18 protein-coding genes are annotated in these 17,186 nt (G+C 42.8%); 14 read left to right on the forward strand and 4 right to left on the reverse strand.

All coding sequences use genetic code 11. From position 1 onward, the window contains the following. Positions 1 to 143 precede the first annotated feature (143 nt). The 5 genes from HX021_RS01415 to HX021_RS01435 all read left to right on the forward strand — a co-directional run bounded on the left by HX021_RS01415 (position 144) and on the right by HX021_RS01435 (position 5,497). Positions 144 to 1,472 (forward strand): GntT/GntP/DsdX family permease, encoded by a 1,329-nt coding sequence (locus HX021_RS01415; protein WP_286587755.1) that lies wholly within the window; start codon positions 144 to 146, stop codon positions 1,470 to 1,472. A 33-nt stretch (positions 1,473 to 1,505) separates the two neighbouring features. Then, positions 1,506 to 1,970, forward strand: a complete 465-nt coding sequence (locus HX021_RS01420; RefSeq protein ID WP_286587756.1) for a RidA family protein — start codon at positions 1,506 to 1,508, stop codon at positions 1,968 to 1,970. 9 nt (positions 1,971 to 1,979) lie between these two features. Then, positions 1,980 to 3,086 carry a D-TA family PLP-dependent enzyme gene (locus HX021_RS01425; RefSeq protein WP_286587757.1) on the forward strand — a complete coding sequence of 369 codons (1,107 nt, stop codon included), beginning with the start codon at positions 1,980 to 1,982 and terminating at the stop codon, positions 3,084 to 3,086. Between the two features lies 1 nt (position 3,087). After that, a complete protein-coding gene (locus HX021_RS01430; protein WP_286587759.1) occupies positions 3,088 to 4,179 on the forward strand; it encodes a dipeptidase in 1,092 nt (363 codons plus the stop codon). A gap of 82 nt (positions 4,180 to 4,261) precedes the next feature. Continuing rightward, positions 4,262 to 5,497, forward strand: coding sequence for an MFS transporter (locus HX021_RS01435; RefSeq protein ID WP_286587761.1), 1,236 nt, complete (start codon positions 4,262 to 4,264; stop codon positions 5,495 to 5,497). 143 nt (positions 5,498 to 5,640) lie between these two features. Here HX021_RS01435 and HX021_RS01440 read toward each other — a convergent pair whose 3' ends face one another. After that, entirely contained in the window at positions 5,641 to 5,985 is a 345-nt protein-coding gene (locus HX021_RS01440) for a magnetosome magnetite crystal formation protein family (RefSeq protein ID WP_286587763.1), read from the reverse strand. Between the two features lie 115 nt (positions 5,986 to 6,100). Then, the gene (locus tag HX021_RS01445) at positions 6,101 to 7,882 is read right to left on the reverse strand and encodes an ABC transporter ATP-binding protein (protein ID WP_286587764.1); all 1,782 of its coding nucleotides are present in this window, start codon (positions 7,880 to 7,882) and stop codon (positions 6,101 to 6,103) included. Positions 7,883 to 8,063: 181 nt separating this feature from the next. Here HX021_RS01445 and HX021_RS01450 point away from each other — a divergent pair, with 181 nt between their 5' ends. The 5 genes from HX021_RS01450 (at position 8,064) to HX021_RS01470 (ending at position 11,592) form a co-directional block, all read left to right on the forward strand. Further along, positions 8,064 to 9,143, forward strand: a complete 1,080-nt coding sequence (locus HX021_RS01450) for a Glu/Leu/Phe/Val family dehydrogenase (protein WP_286587765.1) — start codon at positions 8,064 to 8,066, stop codon at positions 9,141 to 9,143. 60 nt (positions 9,144 to 9,203) lie between these two features. Continuing rightward, positions 9,204 to 10,151 carry a transcription antitermination factor NusB gene (gene nusB / locus HX021_RS01455; RefSeq protein ID WP_286587766.1) on the forward strand — a complete coding sequence of 316 codons (948 nt, stop codon included), beginning with the start codon at positions 9,204 to 9,206 and terminating at the stop codon, positions 10,149 to 10,151. Between the two features lie 17 nt (positions 10,152 to 10,168). Further along, the gene (locus HX021_RS01460; RefSeq protein ID WP_286587768.1) at positions 10,169 to 10,630 is read left to right on the forward strand and encodes a DUF1573 domain-containing protein; all 462 of its coding nucleotides are present in this window, start codon (positions 10,169 to 10,171) and stop codon (positions 10,628 to 10,630) included. Between the two features lie 26 nt (positions 10,631 to 10,656). After that, complete coding sequence (gene yajC, locus HX021_RS01465) at positions 10,657 to 10,974, forward strand: preprotein translocase subunit YajC (protein ID WP_286587770.1); 318 nt, start codon at positions 10,657 to 10,659, stop codon at positions 10,972 to 10,974. A gap of 201 nt (positions 10,975 to 11,175) precedes the next feature. Beyond that, the gene (locus HX021_RS01470; RefSeq protein WP_286587772.1) at positions 11,176 to 11,592 is read left to right on the forward strand and encodes a hypothetical protein; all 417 of its coding nucleotides are present in this window, start codon (positions 11,176 to 11,178) and stop codon (positions 11,590 to 11,592) included. 184 nt (positions 11,593 to 11,776) lie between these two features. Here the strand turns inward: HX021_RS01470 and HX021_RS01475 are convergent, their stop codons facing one another. Then, entirely contained in the window at positions 11,777 to 12,412 is a 636-nt protein-coding gene (locus tag HX021_RS01475) for a hypothetical protein (RefSeq protein WP_286587774.1), read from the reverse strand. Positions 12,413 to 12,733: 321 nt separating this feature from the next. Between HX021_RS01475 and HX021_RS01480 the strand changes: the two genes are divergently transcribed. The 3 genes from HX021_RS01480 (at position 12,734) to HX021_RS01490 (ending at position 15,279) form a co-directional block, all read left to right on the forward strand. Then, positions 12,734 to 13,684: a CdaR family protein gene (locus HX021_RS01480; protein ID WP_286587776.1), complete on the forward strand. Its 951-nt coding sequence runs from the start codon at positions 12,734 to 12,736 to the stop codon at positions 13,682 to 13,684. Between the two features lie 61 nt (positions 13,685 to 13,745). Next, positions 13,746 to 14,321 carry a dephospho-CoA kinase gene (coaE, locus tag HX021_RS01485; RefSeq protein ID WP_286587778.1) on the forward strand — a complete coding sequence of 192 codons (576 nt, stop codon included), beginning with the start codon at positions 13,746 to 13,748 and terminating at the stop codon, positions 14,319 to 14,321. Between the two features lie 4 nt (positions 14,322 to 14,325). After that, positions 14,326 to 15,279 carry an exonuclease gene (locus HX021_RS01490; RefSeq protein ID WP_353621004.1) on the forward strand — a complete coding sequence of 318 codons (954 nt, stop codon included), beginning with the start codon at positions 14,326 to 14,328 and terminating at the stop codon, positions 15,277 to 15,279. Positions 15,280 to 15,353: 74 nt separating this feature from the next. Here HX021_RS01490 and HX021_RS01495 read toward each other — a convergent pair whose 3' ends face one another. After that, entirely contained in the window at positions 15,354 to 15,758 is a 405-nt protein-coding gene (locus HX021_RS01495) for a hypothetical protein (protein WP_286587779.1), read from the reverse strand. Positions 15,759 to 16,039: 281 nt separating this feature from the next. On the opposite strand from HX021_RS01495, the gene dinB reads away from it, so the two are divergent. Continuing rightward, entirely contained in the window at positions 16,040 to 17,137 is a 1,098-nt protein-coding gene (dinB, locus tag HX021_RS01500; RefSeq protein ID WP_286588510.1) for a DNA polymerase IV, read from the forward strand. The last annotated feature ends 49 nt before the right edge of the window (positions 17,138 to 17,186 follow it).

Genomic DNA, 17,186 nt, shown 5'->3' on the forward strand with positions numbered 1-17,186 from the left:
AAGTAAGGTAATATTTTCAATTATTTTTTATTTTTCTTGCAGAAAATGAAAAATAATTGTACTTTAAACGTGAAAAAATGATTTACTAGACCGCATTTTACTAAACCTTTCTTTAATGGAGAGGTAAACCTAATCATGATATAATGACCATAATCCTCATAGTCATCAGCATTTGTTTGCTCATCTTATGTATTACTTATTTTAAGATCAATGCCTTTCTTTCGTTTTTGATCGTTTCGATGCTCACGGGTCTCTGTTTAGGTATTTCTCCGGCGCAGTTGGTCGGTACCGTTGAAACCGGGATTGCCGGAGTGATGGGTAGCCTAACCCTGATCATTGTGCTAGGTGCGATGTTGGGGAAGATTGTGGCTGAAAGTGGTGCAGCAGAAATTATTGCGGGACAGATGGTCCGTTTGATGGGAGAGAAATACCTACAATGGGGACTGATGCTGACCGGCTTTGTGGTCGGTATTCCCCTGTTCTATGGTATAGGATTTGTTCTACTTGTACCTTTAATATTCTCAATTTCTTATCGGTATAAATTGCCCGCCGTATATATCGGTTTGCCTATGTTGGCCGCCCTGTCCGTTACCCATGGATTTATTCCGCCCCATCCTTCACCTGTTGCTTTGGTAGCGCTTTTTCATGCCGATATGGGCATGACACTTATCTATGGACTGTTGATTGCTATTCCGGCCATTATTTTGGGCGGTCCCATTTTTGGGCGGCGTCTGAAAAATATGCTGCCGAGTCAGGCATCGATCTTCCAGCCAGAGGAGCATGTCGATCAGCAGGCCTATGGGCGCCCAACCATGGCGACTAGTTTAACTGTTGCCCTATTGCCCGTATTGTTGATCATCCTGTTTACCCTGATTCCGTATATTTATCATACAGACAACGCCGCAATACAGCACTGGCTGAAGTTTATTGGCAACCCGACCGTGGTCATGGTCATTGCTATTGTTGTAGCCACCTATCTCTTAGGACTGCGGTTGGGACGGTCTATGGTCAAGGTGATGTCAATCTATGAATCGGCGGTTAAGGATATTGCGATGATCCTGCTGATCATTGCCGGATCAGGTATTTTTAAACAGGTCATGGAAGATAGTGGCGTGAGTCTTTTATTGGCCAATATCTTGCAGCAGCTTCCTGTCTCACCCATATTTTTGGCCTGGCTGATTACAGCGGTGATCAGGGGCTGTGTCGGTTCAGCGACTGTGGCTGCACTGACAGCATCCGGGGTTCTGCTGCCCATTGTAACGGCAGGAAAGGTAGACCCCAATTTGATGGTGCTGGCCATTGGGGCCGGAAGCTTGATGTTTTCCCATGTCAATGATGCAGGATTCTGGCTGTTTAAAGAATACTTTGGCCTCAGCATCAAGGATACATTGTTTTCTTGGTCGATGATGGAAGCCATCGTTTCTATTGTTGGGCTGCTTGCCGTTTTGCTATTGCAATTAATTTTATATTAGCTATTATTTTATAACTCTAAAAATCACTTAAAGATGTACAATGCAGATGAACAATTTGAAAAATTAGGTTTAACATTACCACCAGCACCGGCGCCCAAAGGTGTTTATAAACCCTATGTTATCGATGGAAAGTATCTTTATCTTTCAGGACATGGACCTGTGCAGGACAATGCCGAACTCATTATTGGACGGATCGGCAATGATATCAGTCCTGAAGAGGGTAAACTTGCTGCCAGACAGGTTGGCTTGACCATGTTGTCGACCATTAAGACCAATTTAGGCTCTTTGAGCAAGGTCAAGCGTGTTATCAAGGTATTGGGTATGGTAAACTGTACAGCAGATTTTCTATACCATCCAGCTGTGATCAATGGCTGCAGCGAATTATTTGCTGCGGTCTGGGGCGAAGAAAATGGTATCGGAACACGGAGTGCAGTCGGTTTTGGTTCTTTACCCGATAACATTCCCGTCGAAATAGAAGCATTATTTGAGCTATATTAATTGCAGCTTATGGAAACTTGGTATCGTATAGATCATAGCGATCAAGTAGATTCACCCGCATTGCTGGTCTATCCCGATCGGGTTGTTCAGAATATTGATCGGGCTTTGCGTTTTGTGAATGGGGATCCGAAAAGATTGCGGCCCCATATCAAAACCAATAAATGTGCAGAAGTCTGCCAGTTAATGATGGCCAGTGGGATACAACAATTTAAATGCGCAACTATTGCGGAGGCAGAGTTATTGGGTATTATTGGTGCAAAAGACGTGCTGTTGGCCTATCAGCCGGTTGGTCCGAAGGTTGACCGTTTTCTACAACTCGTGGAAGCCTTTTCGGATACACATTTTGCCTGTCTTGTCGATCATGTGGATGCGGCTCAGGAAATTTCCAACCGAAGCATGGACAGAGGGCATTGTGTTGATGTGTATGTCGATGTCAATGTGGGGATGGGCCGTACCGGGATTGCTTTAGACAATATGGAGCGCTTGTTGATGGATATCCATCTTTTGCCGGGGCTTCAACTTGTTGGGGTACATGGCTATGATGGGCATATCCACGATAAAGATTACCAGCAGCGTGCGCAGCAATGTGAACGTTCGTATGAGATGCTTGAAACGGCCTATCTGATTGCTCAGGCAACGACTTCCAGGGCATTGACAAAAGTCATTGGTGGATCACCCAGTTTTCCTTTTCATGCCTCCAGGACGGATGTTGAATGTAGCCCCGGGACTTTTGTGTTTTGGGATTTTGGTTATGCTGAAAACTACCCGGAACAAGATTTTTTGATCGCCGCAGTACTTCTGACACGTGTGGTTTCCATTGTGGATAAAAAGCATCTCTGCCTGGATCTCGGTTATAAGTCCGTGGCCAGTGAATCCCCCCAGCCGAGGGTAAAATTTTATGACCCGCGTATCGGTGCGATCAAGATGCAAAGTGAAGAGCATCTGGTCGTCGAAGTGGAGGATAGTTCCGACTTTAAGATAGGGGAGGCATTGTATTGCGTACCACGGCATATTTGTCCAACGGTTGCCTGCTATGGCGAGTTGCAGGTGGCTGGTGAGGGTAAGGACAGCCACACCTGGAAGGTGCTGGCCCGTAACAAAAAGATAAACTATTGATATGTACGAATTTGAAATGCCTTTTTTGGTAGATGCACACCTGGATTTAAGTATGAATGCCATGGAGTGGAACCGGGACCTTCGGTTGCCTATTTCAGTGCTGAACAGACGGGAGATGGGTATGGATGATAAGCCGGATCGGGGGCGGGCTACTGTTACCTTTGAGGAGCTGCGCAAAGGCCATATTGGCTTGGTGGTAGCTACCCAGATTGCGCGCTATGTAGCACCAGAAAGCCCACTGCCGGGATGGTATTCCCCCGAGCAGGCCTGGGCCCAGACCCAAGCTCAGCTGGCTTGGTATAAAGCCATGGAAGCCGATGGTCAAATGACAATGATCAAAACAAAAACCGATCTGGATCAGCATCTTATGCTATGGTCCAGTGAAGAAAAGATTGAGGACAAACCCATTGGCTACCTCTTGAGTTTGGAAGGAGCTGATTCTTTAGTGGATTTAAGTTACCTTGATGTGGCCTATGACTATGGGCTAAGAGCCATTGGACCGGCACATTATGGACCGGGCAGATATGCCAATGGAACCGATTCTTCGGGAAAACTCAATGAAGAGGGGATACAGCTGCTTCAGAAGATGGAACGGTTGGGGATGATATTGGATGCGACACATCTCAATGATGATGCTTTTTGGGATGCCATGAGTAGGTATAACGGTGCCATATGGGCCAGTCACAACAATTGTCGGAAATTTGTGGACCATAACAGGCAATTCAGTGACGAAATGATTAAAATTTTGGTGGAAAAACAAGCTGTCATAGGCGTTGCTTTGGATGCCTGGATGATGGTACCCAACTGGGTGCGGGGCAAGTCTGATCCTAAATCCAGCAATTGCTCCATGGAGATCATGGCCAATAATATTGATCATATCTGTCAACTGGCCGGCAATGTCAGCCATGTGGGTGTGGGAAGTGATCTTGATGGTGCTTTTGGGAGAGAACAATGTCCGTATGATCTGGAGACCATTGCTGATATACAGAAAGTTTTTGGTTTGTTGGCAAAACGCGGGTATACAGCAGAGGATCTCGAAAGAATCGCGTCCAAAAACTGGCTGAATTTTATGCGCAACGTACTGCCTGCCTAAAAGAAAAAACAGGAAAAAATCCTGCATCGATGCTCTTGAAATAAATTATAATTTAGTAGCTAACACAGAAAATCTAATCCTTATGACAGTCACTTTAAGACTCCAATTATCTTTAATGATGTTTTTGGAATATTTTATCAAGGGCGCCTGGTTTGTCACCTTGGGTACCTACCTGATAAAATCGTTGCATGCATCAGGTATGGAGGTGGCCAATATATTTTCCACACAATCGCTGGGAGCTGTATTTGCGCCTTTTTTTGTAGGGTTTGTGGCCGACCGATATTTCAATGCTGAGCGTGTCCTTGCGGTGTTACACCTTATAGGTGCAGTATTGCTATATGGCATGTCTCAAGCTCCGGATGCCAGTCATTTCTATCCTTATATTTTTGTGTATTTCATGGCCTACATGTCATCACTTTCGCTTTCTAACGGGATTGCATTCCGACATATTGCCGACCCAAAAAAGTATTTTCCGGGTGTCCGCGTCTGGGGTACGATCGGCTGGATATGTTCGGGGCTGGTGATCAGTTATTTATTCCGTTGGGATGCGCCTGAAGCCATCGCGCAGGGGGCATTGCACAATACTTTTATTATGGGGGCGGGGTGTTCACTTCTGTTGGCGTTATTTAGCCTGTTTCTGCCGAAGACTCCACCAAAGGTACGCCTTAAGGGAGAAAAATTTGATTTTGGAAAAGCCATTGGGCTGGATGCATTGGGCCTATTAAAGCAACGTAGTTTCCTGATATTTTTTGTCACTGCGATTGTGATCTGTATTCCAATCTCATTCTATTACCAAAATGCCAATCCATTTTTAGTTAATGTTGGTATGCCCAATCCTACGGCAAAAATGGCATTGGGACAATTCTCAGAAGCGATCTGCCTGCTGCTGATCCCCTTTTTCTTTCGGCACTTGGGCTATAAAAAAATGATCTTGCTGGGCATTGCAGCCTGGGCTTTGCGGTATATATTCTTTGCTTTTGGTGATGGTCAGGAAAAAGCCTATTTGCTGGTTTTGGGAATCATTCTGCATGGTATCTGTTATGACTTTATGTTTGTCGTTGGTCAGATTTATACTGATCGTATCGCTGGTGCCAAATATAAATCTTCTGCACAGGGGCTTATTACCATCGCCATGTACGGTGTGGGGATGCTTATTGGCTTTTGGGTGGCTGGAGCAGTATCCGATTATCTGAAAGCAGCATTTGCCGATCAATTTTGGGAATATCTATGGTTTATTCCGGCGGGCATATCACTGTGCTGTCTTCTGCTGTTTGCCGTTTTTTTCAAGGAAGAGAAGAGCCTACAAGCACATCTTTAGGATAGATAGGGGGGACTTGTTGCCTTTATCAAGCCTAGGCACAGAAGGAATGCTTTTTGGACTAAGTGCTTGATGCAGGATGCACAAAAGGCCATATGCAGCACCTTGTATGGCAAGGTGCTGCATATGGCTGGCGTGATGGTTTAAATCATGTTAAACCATTCTTGATATTTTTCACCGATGAAAGGTAGTGCCTTTTTCTCCCCAGAAAAAGCAGCCAATAACCCCAGGATAAGTGCGATAAGTAGGATTACCCCAACGATGCTGATTGCGATTCCGCCAATTCCGGGTACAAAACGCAATAAACCCAAAGCCATCCCTGTCACTGAAATTCCAATGCTCTGTCTGATATGGAATTGACCCAGTGATGTCTTTTCCTTATTGTTCATAATGATAGCCACAATAAGGCCGATTATTGTTAGATAAGAGATGATGGCAACGGTTTTACCATCATTTGATGAGGTGCTTTGAATAGGATTTCTCTCCATGATCTGTATTCGATAAAATGTTTGACTTAAATATATAAGGCAAATTTAGGAGAGATATCCCTTGTTTTCCTTAGCGGAATTCAGGGATATTTAATTTTGTACAACTTGATGGTCGTTATCCTTCGACGCTTTCCAGGAGCTGTTTTTCGTGCAGTTCAAAATATTCCCCTCTTTTTTCCATTAATTCGAAATGCGTGCCCTGTTCCACAATTTCGCCCTGATCCATCACGAGAATATGATCCGCATTTTTGATCGTTGAAATCCGGTGAGCAATGAAAATACATGTTTTTCCCTGCATAATGCGACTTAATGAACGCAGGATTGTTTCTTCGGTCTTGGTGTCGACAGCCGACAGGCAATCATCAAAAATCAGTACTTTAGGTTCTTTTATCAATGCCCTGGCAATGGAAACCCGCTGCTTCTGACCGCCTGAAAGTGTAATTCCACGTTCGCCCACAGCAGTTTCGAAGCCTTGGTCAAAGGCTATGATGTTATCATATACAGCAGCATCTTTTGCAGCCTGTTCAACTTGTTGCTGTGTAAAATGATCAAGTCCGAAGCCTATGTTGTTGGCAATTGTATCCGAAAATAAGAATACGTCCTGTGGCACAAAACCAATCTGTTGGCGCAGGCTTTTGAAATTGAGTTCTTTGATGGCATGACCGTCATAGTGGATGTTACCTTTATCGATATCATACATCCGGAGAAGGAGGTTGGCCAAAGTTGATTTTCCCGAACCTGTCTTCCCTATAATCGCGAGCGTCTTGCCAATGGGGATCTGGAAGGAGACATTCTTAATGGCATGGATACCTGTTTCAGGGTAAGTAAATGAGATGTTATCGACCTTGATGGCTCCGGCTATTTCGGCATCTATTTTACCGTTGACTATTGGAGATTCCGTCTTTAGAAATTCGTTAATACGTTTTTGTGATGCGGCAGCACGTTGTACCAGCGAGGTCACCCAGGCCAAAGACATGGCCGGAAACGTCAATTGATTGACATAAATGATAAATTCGGCAATATTCCCTGCCGTTACTGTTCCTTTGGCTACCTCGATGCCGCCGATATAGATCGTGATGACCGTACTGAGTCCGATCAGCAAGAGAATGAGCGGGAAGAAGACAGCCTGTACTTTGACCAGGTCCAGCGCTGTATTGCGGTATATGGTGCTCTCCTTCTCAAATTCTTGCATTTTGTTTTGCTCCCGGGTATAGGTTTTGACCACACGTATCCCGGCAAAGGTCTCCTGTACGAACGAAGAAAGATTGGCCAGTTGTTTCTGTATCTTTAGACTACGTTTGTTGATGATTTTATTGACAAACAGGATGATGACAGAAAGGACAGGAATAGGGGCCAGGGCGTAGGTTGCCAGCCGTCCATTGACACTATACATGGCATAAATGACCATGATGGATAGGACGATGGTATTGATCGCATACATAATGGCGGGCCCCAGGTAATTGCGCACCTGATTGACATCTTCCGTGGCACGGCTCATCAGGTCACCTGTATTATTTTTGCGGAAGAAGCCGAAGTTAAGCTCCTGGTAATGATTATAAATTTCGTTTTTGAGGTCGTATTCAATATATCTGGAGGTCAAAATAATGGTCTGCCGCATAAAGAACAGGAAAATACCACGCAGCAAAGAAAGCAACAGGACCACAAAACCAAAAAATAATAGGCTGCTACCAAATACCTTATAAATGAGTTCCTGCCTGTCAAAGCCATCAAACAAACGGTATAGATAGATGTTTTCCTGAACCAAGTCAAATGCTTCACGAATGACTTTCGCGGGCAATACCCCAAAATAATTGGATATGATGACAAAAATGACCCCTGGAATCAGTTTCCAGCGGTATTTGTAAAAGTACTTATTTAAGTAGGCAAGATCCTTCATATTACGAATACAAAAGTAGGACTAATTCATCAAAATGCTTTATGATTTCAACGAAATTACTGTCATTAGGAAATCAAATGTTAAGTCATGGATAAAAAAAGTTGTTATGCACAACGAATAATTTTCCTACTTTTGCATCAAGTACCTTAAAAAATTAAAACAAATTAGAGTAGTACATTTTATGTCAACATCTCAAAATTCTATTTTTGAATTGATGAGCCAGTCTGGCCATCAAAACTTATTTTTCTGTAATGATGAAATAGTAGGGCTGAAAGCTATTGTTGCTATCCATGACACCACATTGGGGCCAGCTATAGGCGGTGTTCGTATGCTGCCATATGAAACTACAGAAGAAGCTATTGAGGATGCTTTACGTTTATCCAAGGCCATTACCTATAAATCTGCGATCACCGGATTAAATTTAGGTGGTGGGAGTGCGGTTATCATCGGCAACAGCCGTCTGGACAAATCGGAGGTTTTATTGCGCCGTCTGGGCCAGTTTATTGAAGGGTTGAATGGTAATTTCATTGCTTCACTGGATGTGGGTACCACCCAACGTGACTTAGAACATATTTATACAGAGACTGACCATGTAGCTGGTTTACCAAAAGCAATTCATGGAAGCGGTGTCGGTGATCCTTCGATCTTCGCTGCACAAGGTGTTTATTTTGGGATAAAAGCCTGCTTAAAGGAATTGTATGGATCAGAAAATGTTGCCGGTAAAAAGGTTATTGTACATGGCGTAGGAGGCGTTGGTGAGCGTTTGATCGCCATGTTGCGTGAAGAAAATGCCCGCGTTTACGTGAGCGACATCACCGAAGAGAAAATGCTTAAAGTGGCAGCGAAATATAAAGCCGAGCCAGTGCCATATAATGAGGTGTTTGATCATGAGTTTGACGTGTATTCACCTTGTGCATTAGGCGGAACCGTCAATCCGGAGTCGGCTCAGAAGATGCAGTGCAAAATTATTGCCGGTTCGGCAAACAACCAGTTGAAAGATGAGGTAGCGACAAGTACTATCCTTCATGAAAGAGGTATATTGTACGCACCGGATTATTTGATCAATGCCGGAGCCTTGATCAGCTGTTATTCCGAAATTCAGAATTATGGTGTTGATCACACGGAATTTGTGATCAAAAATATATACAATGCGACCAGGGACGTATTGAAAAAATCAAAAGAAGAAAATATTTCTACTTTTGAAGCGGCCAATCGCATCGCGGAGAAACGTATCCAAGATATTAAAAAAATCAAAAGATAGTCTTCAATCCAAAATCGTTCTTATTTATTATTTTATAAAAAATCGTTCTTTAAAATTACTATGTTAAACAGGAGACACCTGAGGGTAAAAGTAGTGCAAACGCTTTATGCGTACAGTCTTTCAGAAGACAAAGACATCAAAACATTTGAAAAAGCACTCTTAAAAAATGTGGATGAAGTCTATGAGATGTACATCTGGACACTGAACCTATTGGATGAAGTTGCTGATTATGTACTGATCGATGCTGAAGGTAGGGCCAATAAATTTTTGCCTACCGAAAAAGACCTGTCTTTGACGACCAAGTTAAGTACAAATACTTTTATTGAGTCATTGAGACAGAATCCACAATATGCTGAAGGGGTCAAAAAATATAAGATTTCGTGGAGCTTTGATCCAGAGATCGTCCGTACGGTGTTTTTGCAATTAAAAGATTCCGAAGCCTATTTGGAATATTTACAACAAGACGACCGTTCGATCGGAACAGAGAAAGATATCATTAAGCATATCTTTAAAAAGATTATTCTGAAATCACCGGTAATTGAACAGGTTTTTGAAGAGAAATTTATCAACTGGCCGGTAGATAAGGAAGTGCTACAAGCATTGATCGCCAAGACCTTTAAGAACTTTAGTTCAGAAGATCCGCGTAAAAATAAGCTTGCCGAAATCACGCAAAATTGGACGGATGATAGCGAGTATATCGTTGCGTTATTGGGGAAGACCATTCGCAATACGAATGAATATCAGAAGCTGATTTCTGAAAAAACAAAAAATTGGGAATCAGACCGTATCGCATTGATGGATACCTTATTGATGCGCATGGCGATATGCGAATTGGTGAATTTTCCATCTATTCCTGTGAAAGTAACAATAAATGAGTATATTGAAATCTCTAAGGTATTCAGCACATTGAAGAGCAATACCTTTATCAATGGTATCTTGGATAAAATATTGAACGATCTGAATCAGCAAGGAAGAATTCAGAAAGCGGGTAGAGGACTAAAGGATTAAAAAAATAAATTATTTGAATGAAGAACTTAAGCAAATATTCAGTTGTAGCTTTGGCAGCAGTGTTTTTCTTTTCATGCGGAAATGCTCAAAAGGAAAACGAAGCGGGAACCAAGACCGGGAGTGAGGTGGTAGCGACAGACAGTCTTTCTAAAGCTGCGGCCCAATTGGGGAAGGTAGAATTTGAAGAGTCGGCATTTGATTTTGGTCAGGTAAAAGAAGGGGAGCAGGTAAAGCATACCTTTGTGTTAAAAAATACAGGTGATGCACCCGTTATCTTATCCAAGGTGACAGCCTCCTGTGGTTGTACACAGCCTGAGTTTTCAAAAAGCCCGATTTTGCCGGGGGGAACATCAGATATTCACGTAACCTTCAATAGCGAAGGGCAGGTCGGTAAGCAACAGAAGATTATTACCATTCAGTCCAATGCTTCCAATGGCATGACCACAGTGCAGTTGAAAGGTGAAGTATTAGCGAAATAACAAATTATTAAACGATATAACAGAAGATGAACACAGTATTATTACAAGCAGCAGGCGGAAATATGATGAGCTTTTTACCAATGGTCTTGATCGTCGTGGTATTTTATTTCTTCATGATCAGACCGCAGATGAAAAAGCAAAAAGAACATAAGAAATATATTGAAGAATTGGGCGTAAACTCCAAGGTTGTGACCACAGCAGGTATTCACGGACGTATTGTGGAAGTATCGGACACTACATTCCTAGTGGATGTAGGTTCTGGTGTGAGAATCCGTTTCGATAAATCAGCGATTGCGCTGGATGCATCTAAAGCAGCAAACACTGCAGAGAAAAGCGCTTCTTAAGTATTTTTTCCTAAACGTAATTGCAGGCCAATCTCGATAAGAGATTGGCTTTTTTTATTTTGTACTAATAATTTGATAATTGCAGCTCTATTTGTTTCAGTTCGTTGTTTCTATTGATAGGTTTTAACAGTTTTGCACCCCCCCCTAATTAGGCGGGTCAATTGAAAAGTATGACAAAAGTTTATTGCTTTTAAAATATTTATGTTATTAAGAAACTTTGATGTTGCCCAAAAATATTTCGATTACAGTCAAAATAGAGAGATTAATGATACTTCAAATCCTAAAATTAAAGGATGGTATAAATTTATTAATAATAATTTATCTGCTTTATTGGTTAAGGATAATCAACTTGATTTTATCTATGGGGATAATATGATACGGATTTCGAGCTCTCATCAAGTGTTGTTGGAAACAAAGGCTGCAAATACCAGTGAATTTATTCTTTTAGATGGGTCTGAAGTACTTATTAAATTTTCCTTTACGTCACCTAGTTTTAGATTTAATTTTCCTCCTTTTGAATACTTAGACGATGAAGACAGCAGTTGGGAAGAATATGTCACAAGGGTGATAAATGATAAACAAAGACAAGAAAAATTTGTGAAAAATTTAAAGGAATAAATACTAAATGGTGGAGATACAAAATTGTAGTATTTTTGAAAAATCATATATTCTCTTATAAAAAGGCGGTAAGACAAAAAACCATTTCTTTATCATGAGATTGGTGTTAAGAATTCGTCGTTAAAAAACTAGTCTATATGATGGGGCAAGATTCTATGATGCAGAAATAGATCGTTGGTCTATTTTATATTACCCCACAATAGATGGAATTTGAAAATTTACCTTCAAACGTATCCCATATGCCGACATAAACATGGTAATCGCAATTTTTTTTGCTTATGCCATCAAATTGTAATGAACAGCTTCCTTTTTTGATCTCCGCAATGGAAGTTTCCAAATGAGATTCGCCATATAAACCAATTAATGCAAGAATGAGTTTGTATGTACTATCCTTGTATTTAGCATCAGGAGTCCACTTAAGATCAATCACATCACCGTTAAGGCTAACCTGACAGTTGGCCAATGGCGTGAGCGGTCCGGCAAATACAAGCAGTTTTTCGGGGTTGACAAAGGGATTTTGCTCCGAATCCAGTTCCAGAGCTTCCTTGAAAATATGGCGCTGGGCCAATTGGAAAGCACCTATCCGTTTTCCCTTTTCCGTCATAAACTGATAACCAAAATCAAATATCCCTTTATTGTCCCCTGCAAACCGCCCAGCAACTTTTTGTTTTTTCCTGTTGATCAGTTCTGCCTGGCTGGGAGGGGATGTACGTTTCTTTTTTGGTCCGCGTACAATATTTTGGCCATTCAATAGGTAAGCACTAACAGAGCCAAATTTTCCGGTGATCGGGCCATTGGGGCCATTTTGTAAAATTGCCATAGTTTTTTCCTTAGTTATTCTTGGTTTCTGATAATTAACTTACTATCAAGTTAATACTAAATTCGTGATTAAAATAGGAGTAACACTATTTTTACAGGGAATTAACAGGGGTATTGCAGGGGCTTACCCCTGTTAACCCCCTGTTAACCCTCTACTATTCCCCTGTAAATACACTATAAATATAGAAGTTGGTAGGAATCAGATATGATCTTGTACCGGTCGAGAAAAGAACTATTTCACCTCATTCTTCCTTTTTATATATCAACCAAGTTTTTATCCCCTTATGAGCTGATTTTTATGCAAATTGATTAAGTTTGTACCATGGCAAATGCAGTTCGATTAAATAAGACCCAGCGCAGAAAGATAAACATCTTTGTGCGTTGTATTGGGATTTCATTGCTGGCCTGGCTGCTGTTTTCAATTTCCAATCAATATACGATATCGGTCAAGGCAGCTATCGAATACGTTAATCTTCCTGAGAAAAGGGCCTTCCATCCCCAGCAATTGGATACCGTAAAGGTGAAACTGGAGATGACGGGCTGGCAATTCCTGTTTTCAAAAGCAGCGCTGGAGACACCAAAGATACAGGTCGATCTCAGCTCCCTGAAAACCAGGGATTGGATTGTTTTCTCCAACCAACTGGGCTTTATCAACCGGCAGTTTCCACATGAGCAAAGGGTGGTCTCGGTAAGTCCTGATACCTTGTTTTTTGATTTCTCCAAACAGACACAACGTAAAGTTCCTGTAAAGCCTGAATCCAATATCCTGTTTAAGCGGGGCTATGGGATTATTGCCGATACGAAAGTGACCCCAGCCTATGTGACGATTACCGGGCCTTATGAAGATGTTTCAGCCATCGAATACTGGGAAACAGATACGGTCCGTGGAAGGGAAGTGGAAACGGATGTACGTACCGTAGCAAACCTGGCCAGAAATCAGAAAGGGAATATCAATGTATACCCGACTTCTGTCGAGGTATTGATGCCCGTGGGGGAGCTGACAGAAAAGGTGATCGAACTCCCGGTAAAAGTGGAGAATGGTCAGCGTTATAGTTCGGTGCGCCCCAACCCGAGCAAGGTGGTGGTGACTGTCCTGATGTCGGTCAAGGATTATAATAATTATACCTCACGGGATTTTGAAGCTGTCGTGGATCTGGCGGATTGGGAAAAAAATGAAGTCCAGTATTTACCTGTACTGCTGACCAAGGTGCCCGATTACTGTAAGGTAATCAGTGTCGTACCGCAGAATGTGGACTTCTTTGTCCGGAAATAATGAAAATAGTTGAAATCAGCTGCGGCTGTGTACTCATGTACGTATAAGCAATTTATAGCGAATGAAAATAGGGATAACGGGCGGAATAGGTTCCGGAAAGACATTTATCTGCCAGCTTTTTAAGGCGCTGGGCGTTCCTGTGTATAACGCGGATGACGAAGCTAAAAAATTGATGAACGGCGATCCGCGGATTCGGGAAAGGCTGATCGCGGAGTTTGGTGATGCTACCTATAAAGACAATCAGCTGGATAGGGCTTTTTTGGCAAGCCAGGTTTTTTCGGATAAAGCGAAGCTGGACCGGTTAAACAGCATCGTGCATCCCATTGTTATCCAGGCGGCCAAGGATTGGGCCGACCAGCAAAAATCCCGCTACTCCCTCAAAGAAGCCGCACTGCTCTTTGAGAGCGGTTCCTATAAAGAACTCGATTATACCATATTGGTGACCGCCCCTTTGGAGCTCCGTATAGAACGGGTTATGCAAAGAGATGCTGTGACGGAACAACAGGTCCGAGAGCGGATCAACAAACAGCTGTCTGACGAGGAAAAACTGAAATTGGCCGACTTTGTCATCGTGAACGATGGAGTCACCCCGCTGTTGCCTCAGGTGTGGACACTCCATCAAAAATTTCTAAAATAAGTATATGTCTATAATATTGGCTGACTTCTTAGTCAGGAAACCGGAAGGCTACTATTGCCGTTATGGTGATTTTTATATCGATGCCAGCGCTCCTGTGGTACATAACGTGGTTTCGCATGCGCACGGTGATCATGCAAGCTCAGGCCATGAGTATGTCTATAGTACCCATGCCACGGCGCTGTTTATGGCCTATCGCTACAAGCAGAACCGTAAAGATGCCCACCAGATAAAATTGTTCAACAGCCCCTTTAACATGGGACCAGTGGAGGTGACATTTTTGCCTGCAGGCCATATATTGGGATCAGCACAGATTCTGATGGAATATAAGGGCGTGCGATACTTGTATACCGGTGATTATAAATTACAGCCCGATGCGACCTGTGAGGCCCTGGAGGTACAGCAAGCTGATGTACTGATCACTGAAAGTACCTTTGCAGATCCCGAAATCTGCCATCCGGACCCTGCAGAAGAAATCAGAAAGCTGGATGGGCATGCAAGTAATATCCTGCTGGGTACTTATGTACTGGGGAAGGCACAGCGAGTGACGGATCTGATCAATACGTATTGCCCGGAAAGAAAGGTGTTGGTGCATAATGGTATATTGCCGTATCACAGGCTGTATGACCAATATGGTCTCAAAAAGCTGAAATATGAGCCTTACAACAGGAAGGAAATGAAACAGGGGGACCAGAATAAGGTGTACCTGGTACCGCCGATGACCTTTAACAGTTATTTTCGGGCAACAAAGGTATTACGGGCTTTTGCTTCGGGATGGAAGCGACTGCAGGCGCAGAACGATATTGAACTGTACATCTCAGATCATGTGGACTGGAAAGATATCCTCCAATATATCAATATGGTCGATCCCAAAGAAGTATGGACATTGCATGGTGATGGACGCATACTCAAAAGTTATTTTGAAGAGAAGCTGATCGTCAGAGATGTTATCTTCGCATAGGGTTTACTGCTGGGGGCACGGCTCTTCACCCTGCCTACATCAATATGAAATAATCAATGGAACTGATCCATTGATTATTTCATATTGATGATCTGATCGACAATGTATACGGTATTTCCCCGCCAAGGGAGTATGCCATGGTATTCTTTGTAGCGCAGATCAAAATATTTGCCGCTGTTTAATTCGAGCTGACGGAATATGGAATCGTCTTCGATCGAAAATTCAAATTGATTGCTGGCAATGCCACCAGTCTTTGCTCTTCCAAATCCTTCCTGGATCAGCTTCCCCTCATAGGTCTTGAAGAGATTTCCTTTTTTTACAGCAAAATTCAGATAACCGGATTTTACACCCTCGCCAAAAACATAGTAGTACTTCCAGTAGACATAGGTCCCACATCCGGCCACCAGAAATAGTGTCAGGATAAGTAAAAATTTTTTGAACCCAGATTTGGCCTTTTTTTGTTCAGGCAATTTTTCCATAATATGTTGTGTTAGTTATGTCATCAGTCCCGTTTTTTAAAGGGCACTGTATAGCGATACGATGCCGTTTTCTACCGGGATAATTTCACCTAAAGATAAAAAAATTAACAGAATAAAGATCTATGGATAGATTAAAAAAATAGACTTTCGGAAGGTAGTGGTGAACATGTACTAATTCTATTAGTTATTTTTGATCCGGCATGGATGTTATGCTAAATTTTGTAATTTTACAGAAGAAACAAGTTGTCCTGCACAGGCTAAAGGCCGGTAAGATTGAAGAGATGGATTCACCACAGGTATATCGTAAAATTATTCATCTGGATATGGATGCTTTTTATGCTTCCGTAGACCAACGTGATTTTCCTGAATATAGGGGGAAAGCGATTGCTGTGGGGGGATCTCCGGATGGGCGAGGGGTGGTTGCGACTGCCAGTTATGAAGCCCGCAAATATGGTGTCAAATCTGCGATGAGTTCACGGATGGCGCTTCAGCTCTGCCCACAGCTTATATTTACCTCACCCCGTTTTGATGTATATCGGCAGGTATCATACCAGATCCGGGAAATTTTCCACCGGTATACCGATCTGATCGAGCCGTTGTCTCTGGATGAGGCTTATTTGGATGTGACGGTCGATAAACTGGGGATCGGGTCGGCCATTGACATTGCCAAAGCAATCAAAGCGGCGATCAAAGACGAGTTGGACCTGACCGTATCGGCCGGCGTGTCGGTCAATAAATTTGTGGCCAAGATCGCCTCAGATATGGATAAACCGGATGGGCTGACCTTTATCGGTCCTTCGAAAATCGTAAAATTCATGGAATCTTTACCCGTGGAAAAATTCTTCGGTGTGGGTAAAGTCACCGCAAAGAAGATGCGCGAGCTCGGTCTGTTCACGGGGCTTGATCTAAAAAAGCAACGTGAAGATGACCTGGTACGGTGGTTTGGCAAAACCGGGCATTTTTTTTACCGCATTGTCCGGGGCATGGACGAACGTGCCGTGGTACCTAATCGCAGCACGAAATCTGTCGGAATAGAAGATACTTTTGATGTGGACATTGCATCGCTGGAAGAATTGAATATGATCTTGCTACGCCTATGTAAACAGCTCTGGACCCGTATCGGTAAAAAAGAAATTTCGGGCCGTACAATAACCGTCAAGCTTAAGTACGCCGATTTTGTGCAGCTGACCCGAAGCCTGACCATCGATACAAGTTTCGACTCCGAGGAGAAAATTTATGCAACAGCACAGGGGCTCCTGGGAAAGATAACCCTGGCCAATAAGGTACGGCTGCTGGGTGTTTCGCTATCAAATTTCGTGGATGAAGTGGATTTTCCGAAAGAAGGGGTCCAGCTGACGCTTTTTGAAAATCATCCCTAGAAGAGAATTATCTTCATGAGCCTGCGCATTTCTATAAGCATGTTACAGG

It is taken from the genome of Sphingobacterium sp. N143, assembly GCF_030325625.1.
Classification (GTDB): Bacteria; Bacteroidota; Bacteroidia; order Sphingobacteriales; family Sphingobacteriaceae; genus Sphingobacterium.

What these genes read in the sequence shown, in the direction of transcription:
- HX021_RS01415 (WP_286587755.1), top strand. Translation starts at nt 144, where the DNA reads ATGACCATAATCCTCATAGTCATCAGCATTTGTTTGCTCATCTTATGT.
- HX021_RS01420 (WP_286587756.1), top strand. Translation starts at nt 1,506, where the DNA reads ATGTACAATGCAGATGAACAATTTGAAAAATTAGGTTTAACATTACCA.
- HX021_RS01425 (WP_286587757.1), top strand. Translation starts at nt 1,980, where the DNA reads ATGGAAACTTGGTATCGTATAGATCATAGCGATCAAGTAGATTCACCC.
- HX021_RS01430 (WP_286587759.1), top strand. Translation starts at nt 3,088, where the DNA reads ATGTACGAATTTGAAATGCCTTTTTTGGTAGATGCACACCTGGATTTA.
- HX021_RS01435 (WP_286587761.1), top strand. Translation starts at nt 4,262, where the DNA reads ATGACAGTCACTTTAAGACTCCAATTATCTTTAATGATGTTTTTGGAA.
- HX021_RS01440 (WP_286587763.1), bottom strand. Translation starts at nt 5,985, where the DNA reads ATGGAGAGAAATCCTATTCAAAGCACCTCATCAAATGATGGTAAAACC.
- HX021_RS01445 (WP_286587764.1), bottom strand. Translation starts at nt 7,882, where the DNA reads ATGAAGGATCTTGCCTACTTAAATAAGTACTTTTACAAATACCGCTGG.
- HX021_RS01450 (WP_286587765.1), top strand. Translation starts at nt 8,064, where the DNA reads ATGTCAACATCTCAAAATTCTATTTTTGAATTGATGAGCCAGTCTGGC.
- nusB (WP_286587766.1), top strand. Translation starts at nt 9,204, where the DNA reads ATGTTAAACAGGAGACACCTGAGGGTAAAAGTAGTGCAAACGCTTTAT.
- HX021_RS01460 (WP_286587768.1), top strand. Translation starts at nt 10,169, where the DNA reads ATGAAGAACTTAAGCAAATATTCAGTTGTAGCTTTGGCAGCAGTGTTT.
- yajC (WP_286587770.1), top strand. Translation starts at nt 10,657, where the DNA reads ATGAACACAGTATTATTACAAGCAGCAGGCGGAAATATGATGAGCTTT.
- HX021_RS01470 (WP_286587772.1), top strand. Translation starts at nt 11,176, where the DNA reads ATGTTATTAAGAAACTTTGATGTTGCCCAAAAATATTTCGATTACAGT.
- HX021_RS01475 (WP_286587774.1), bottom strand. Translation starts at nt 12,412, where the DNA reads ATGGCAATTTTACAAAATGGCCCCAATGGCCCGATCACCGGAAAATTT.
- HX021_RS01480 (WP_286587776.1), top strand. Translation starts at nt 12,734, where the DNA reads ATGGCAAATGCAGTTCGATTAAATAAGACCCAGCGCAGAAAGATAAAC.
- coaE (WP_286587778.1), top strand. Translation starts at nt 13,746, where the DNA reads ATGAAAATAGGGATAACGGGCGGAATAGGTTCCGGAAAGACATTTATC.
- HX021_RS01490 (WP_353621004.1), top strand. Translation starts at nt 14,326, where the DNA reads ATGTCTATAATATTGGCTGACTTCTTAGTCAGGAAACCGGAAGGCTAC.
- HX021_RS01495 (WP_286587779.1), bottom strand. Translation starts at nt 15,758, where the DNA reads ATGGAAAAATTGCCTGAACAAAAAAAGGCCAAATCTGGGTTCAAAAAA.
- dinB (WP_286588510.1), top strand. Translation starts at nt 16,040, where the DNA reads ATGGATTCACCACAGGTATATCGTAAAATTATTCATCTGGATATGGAT.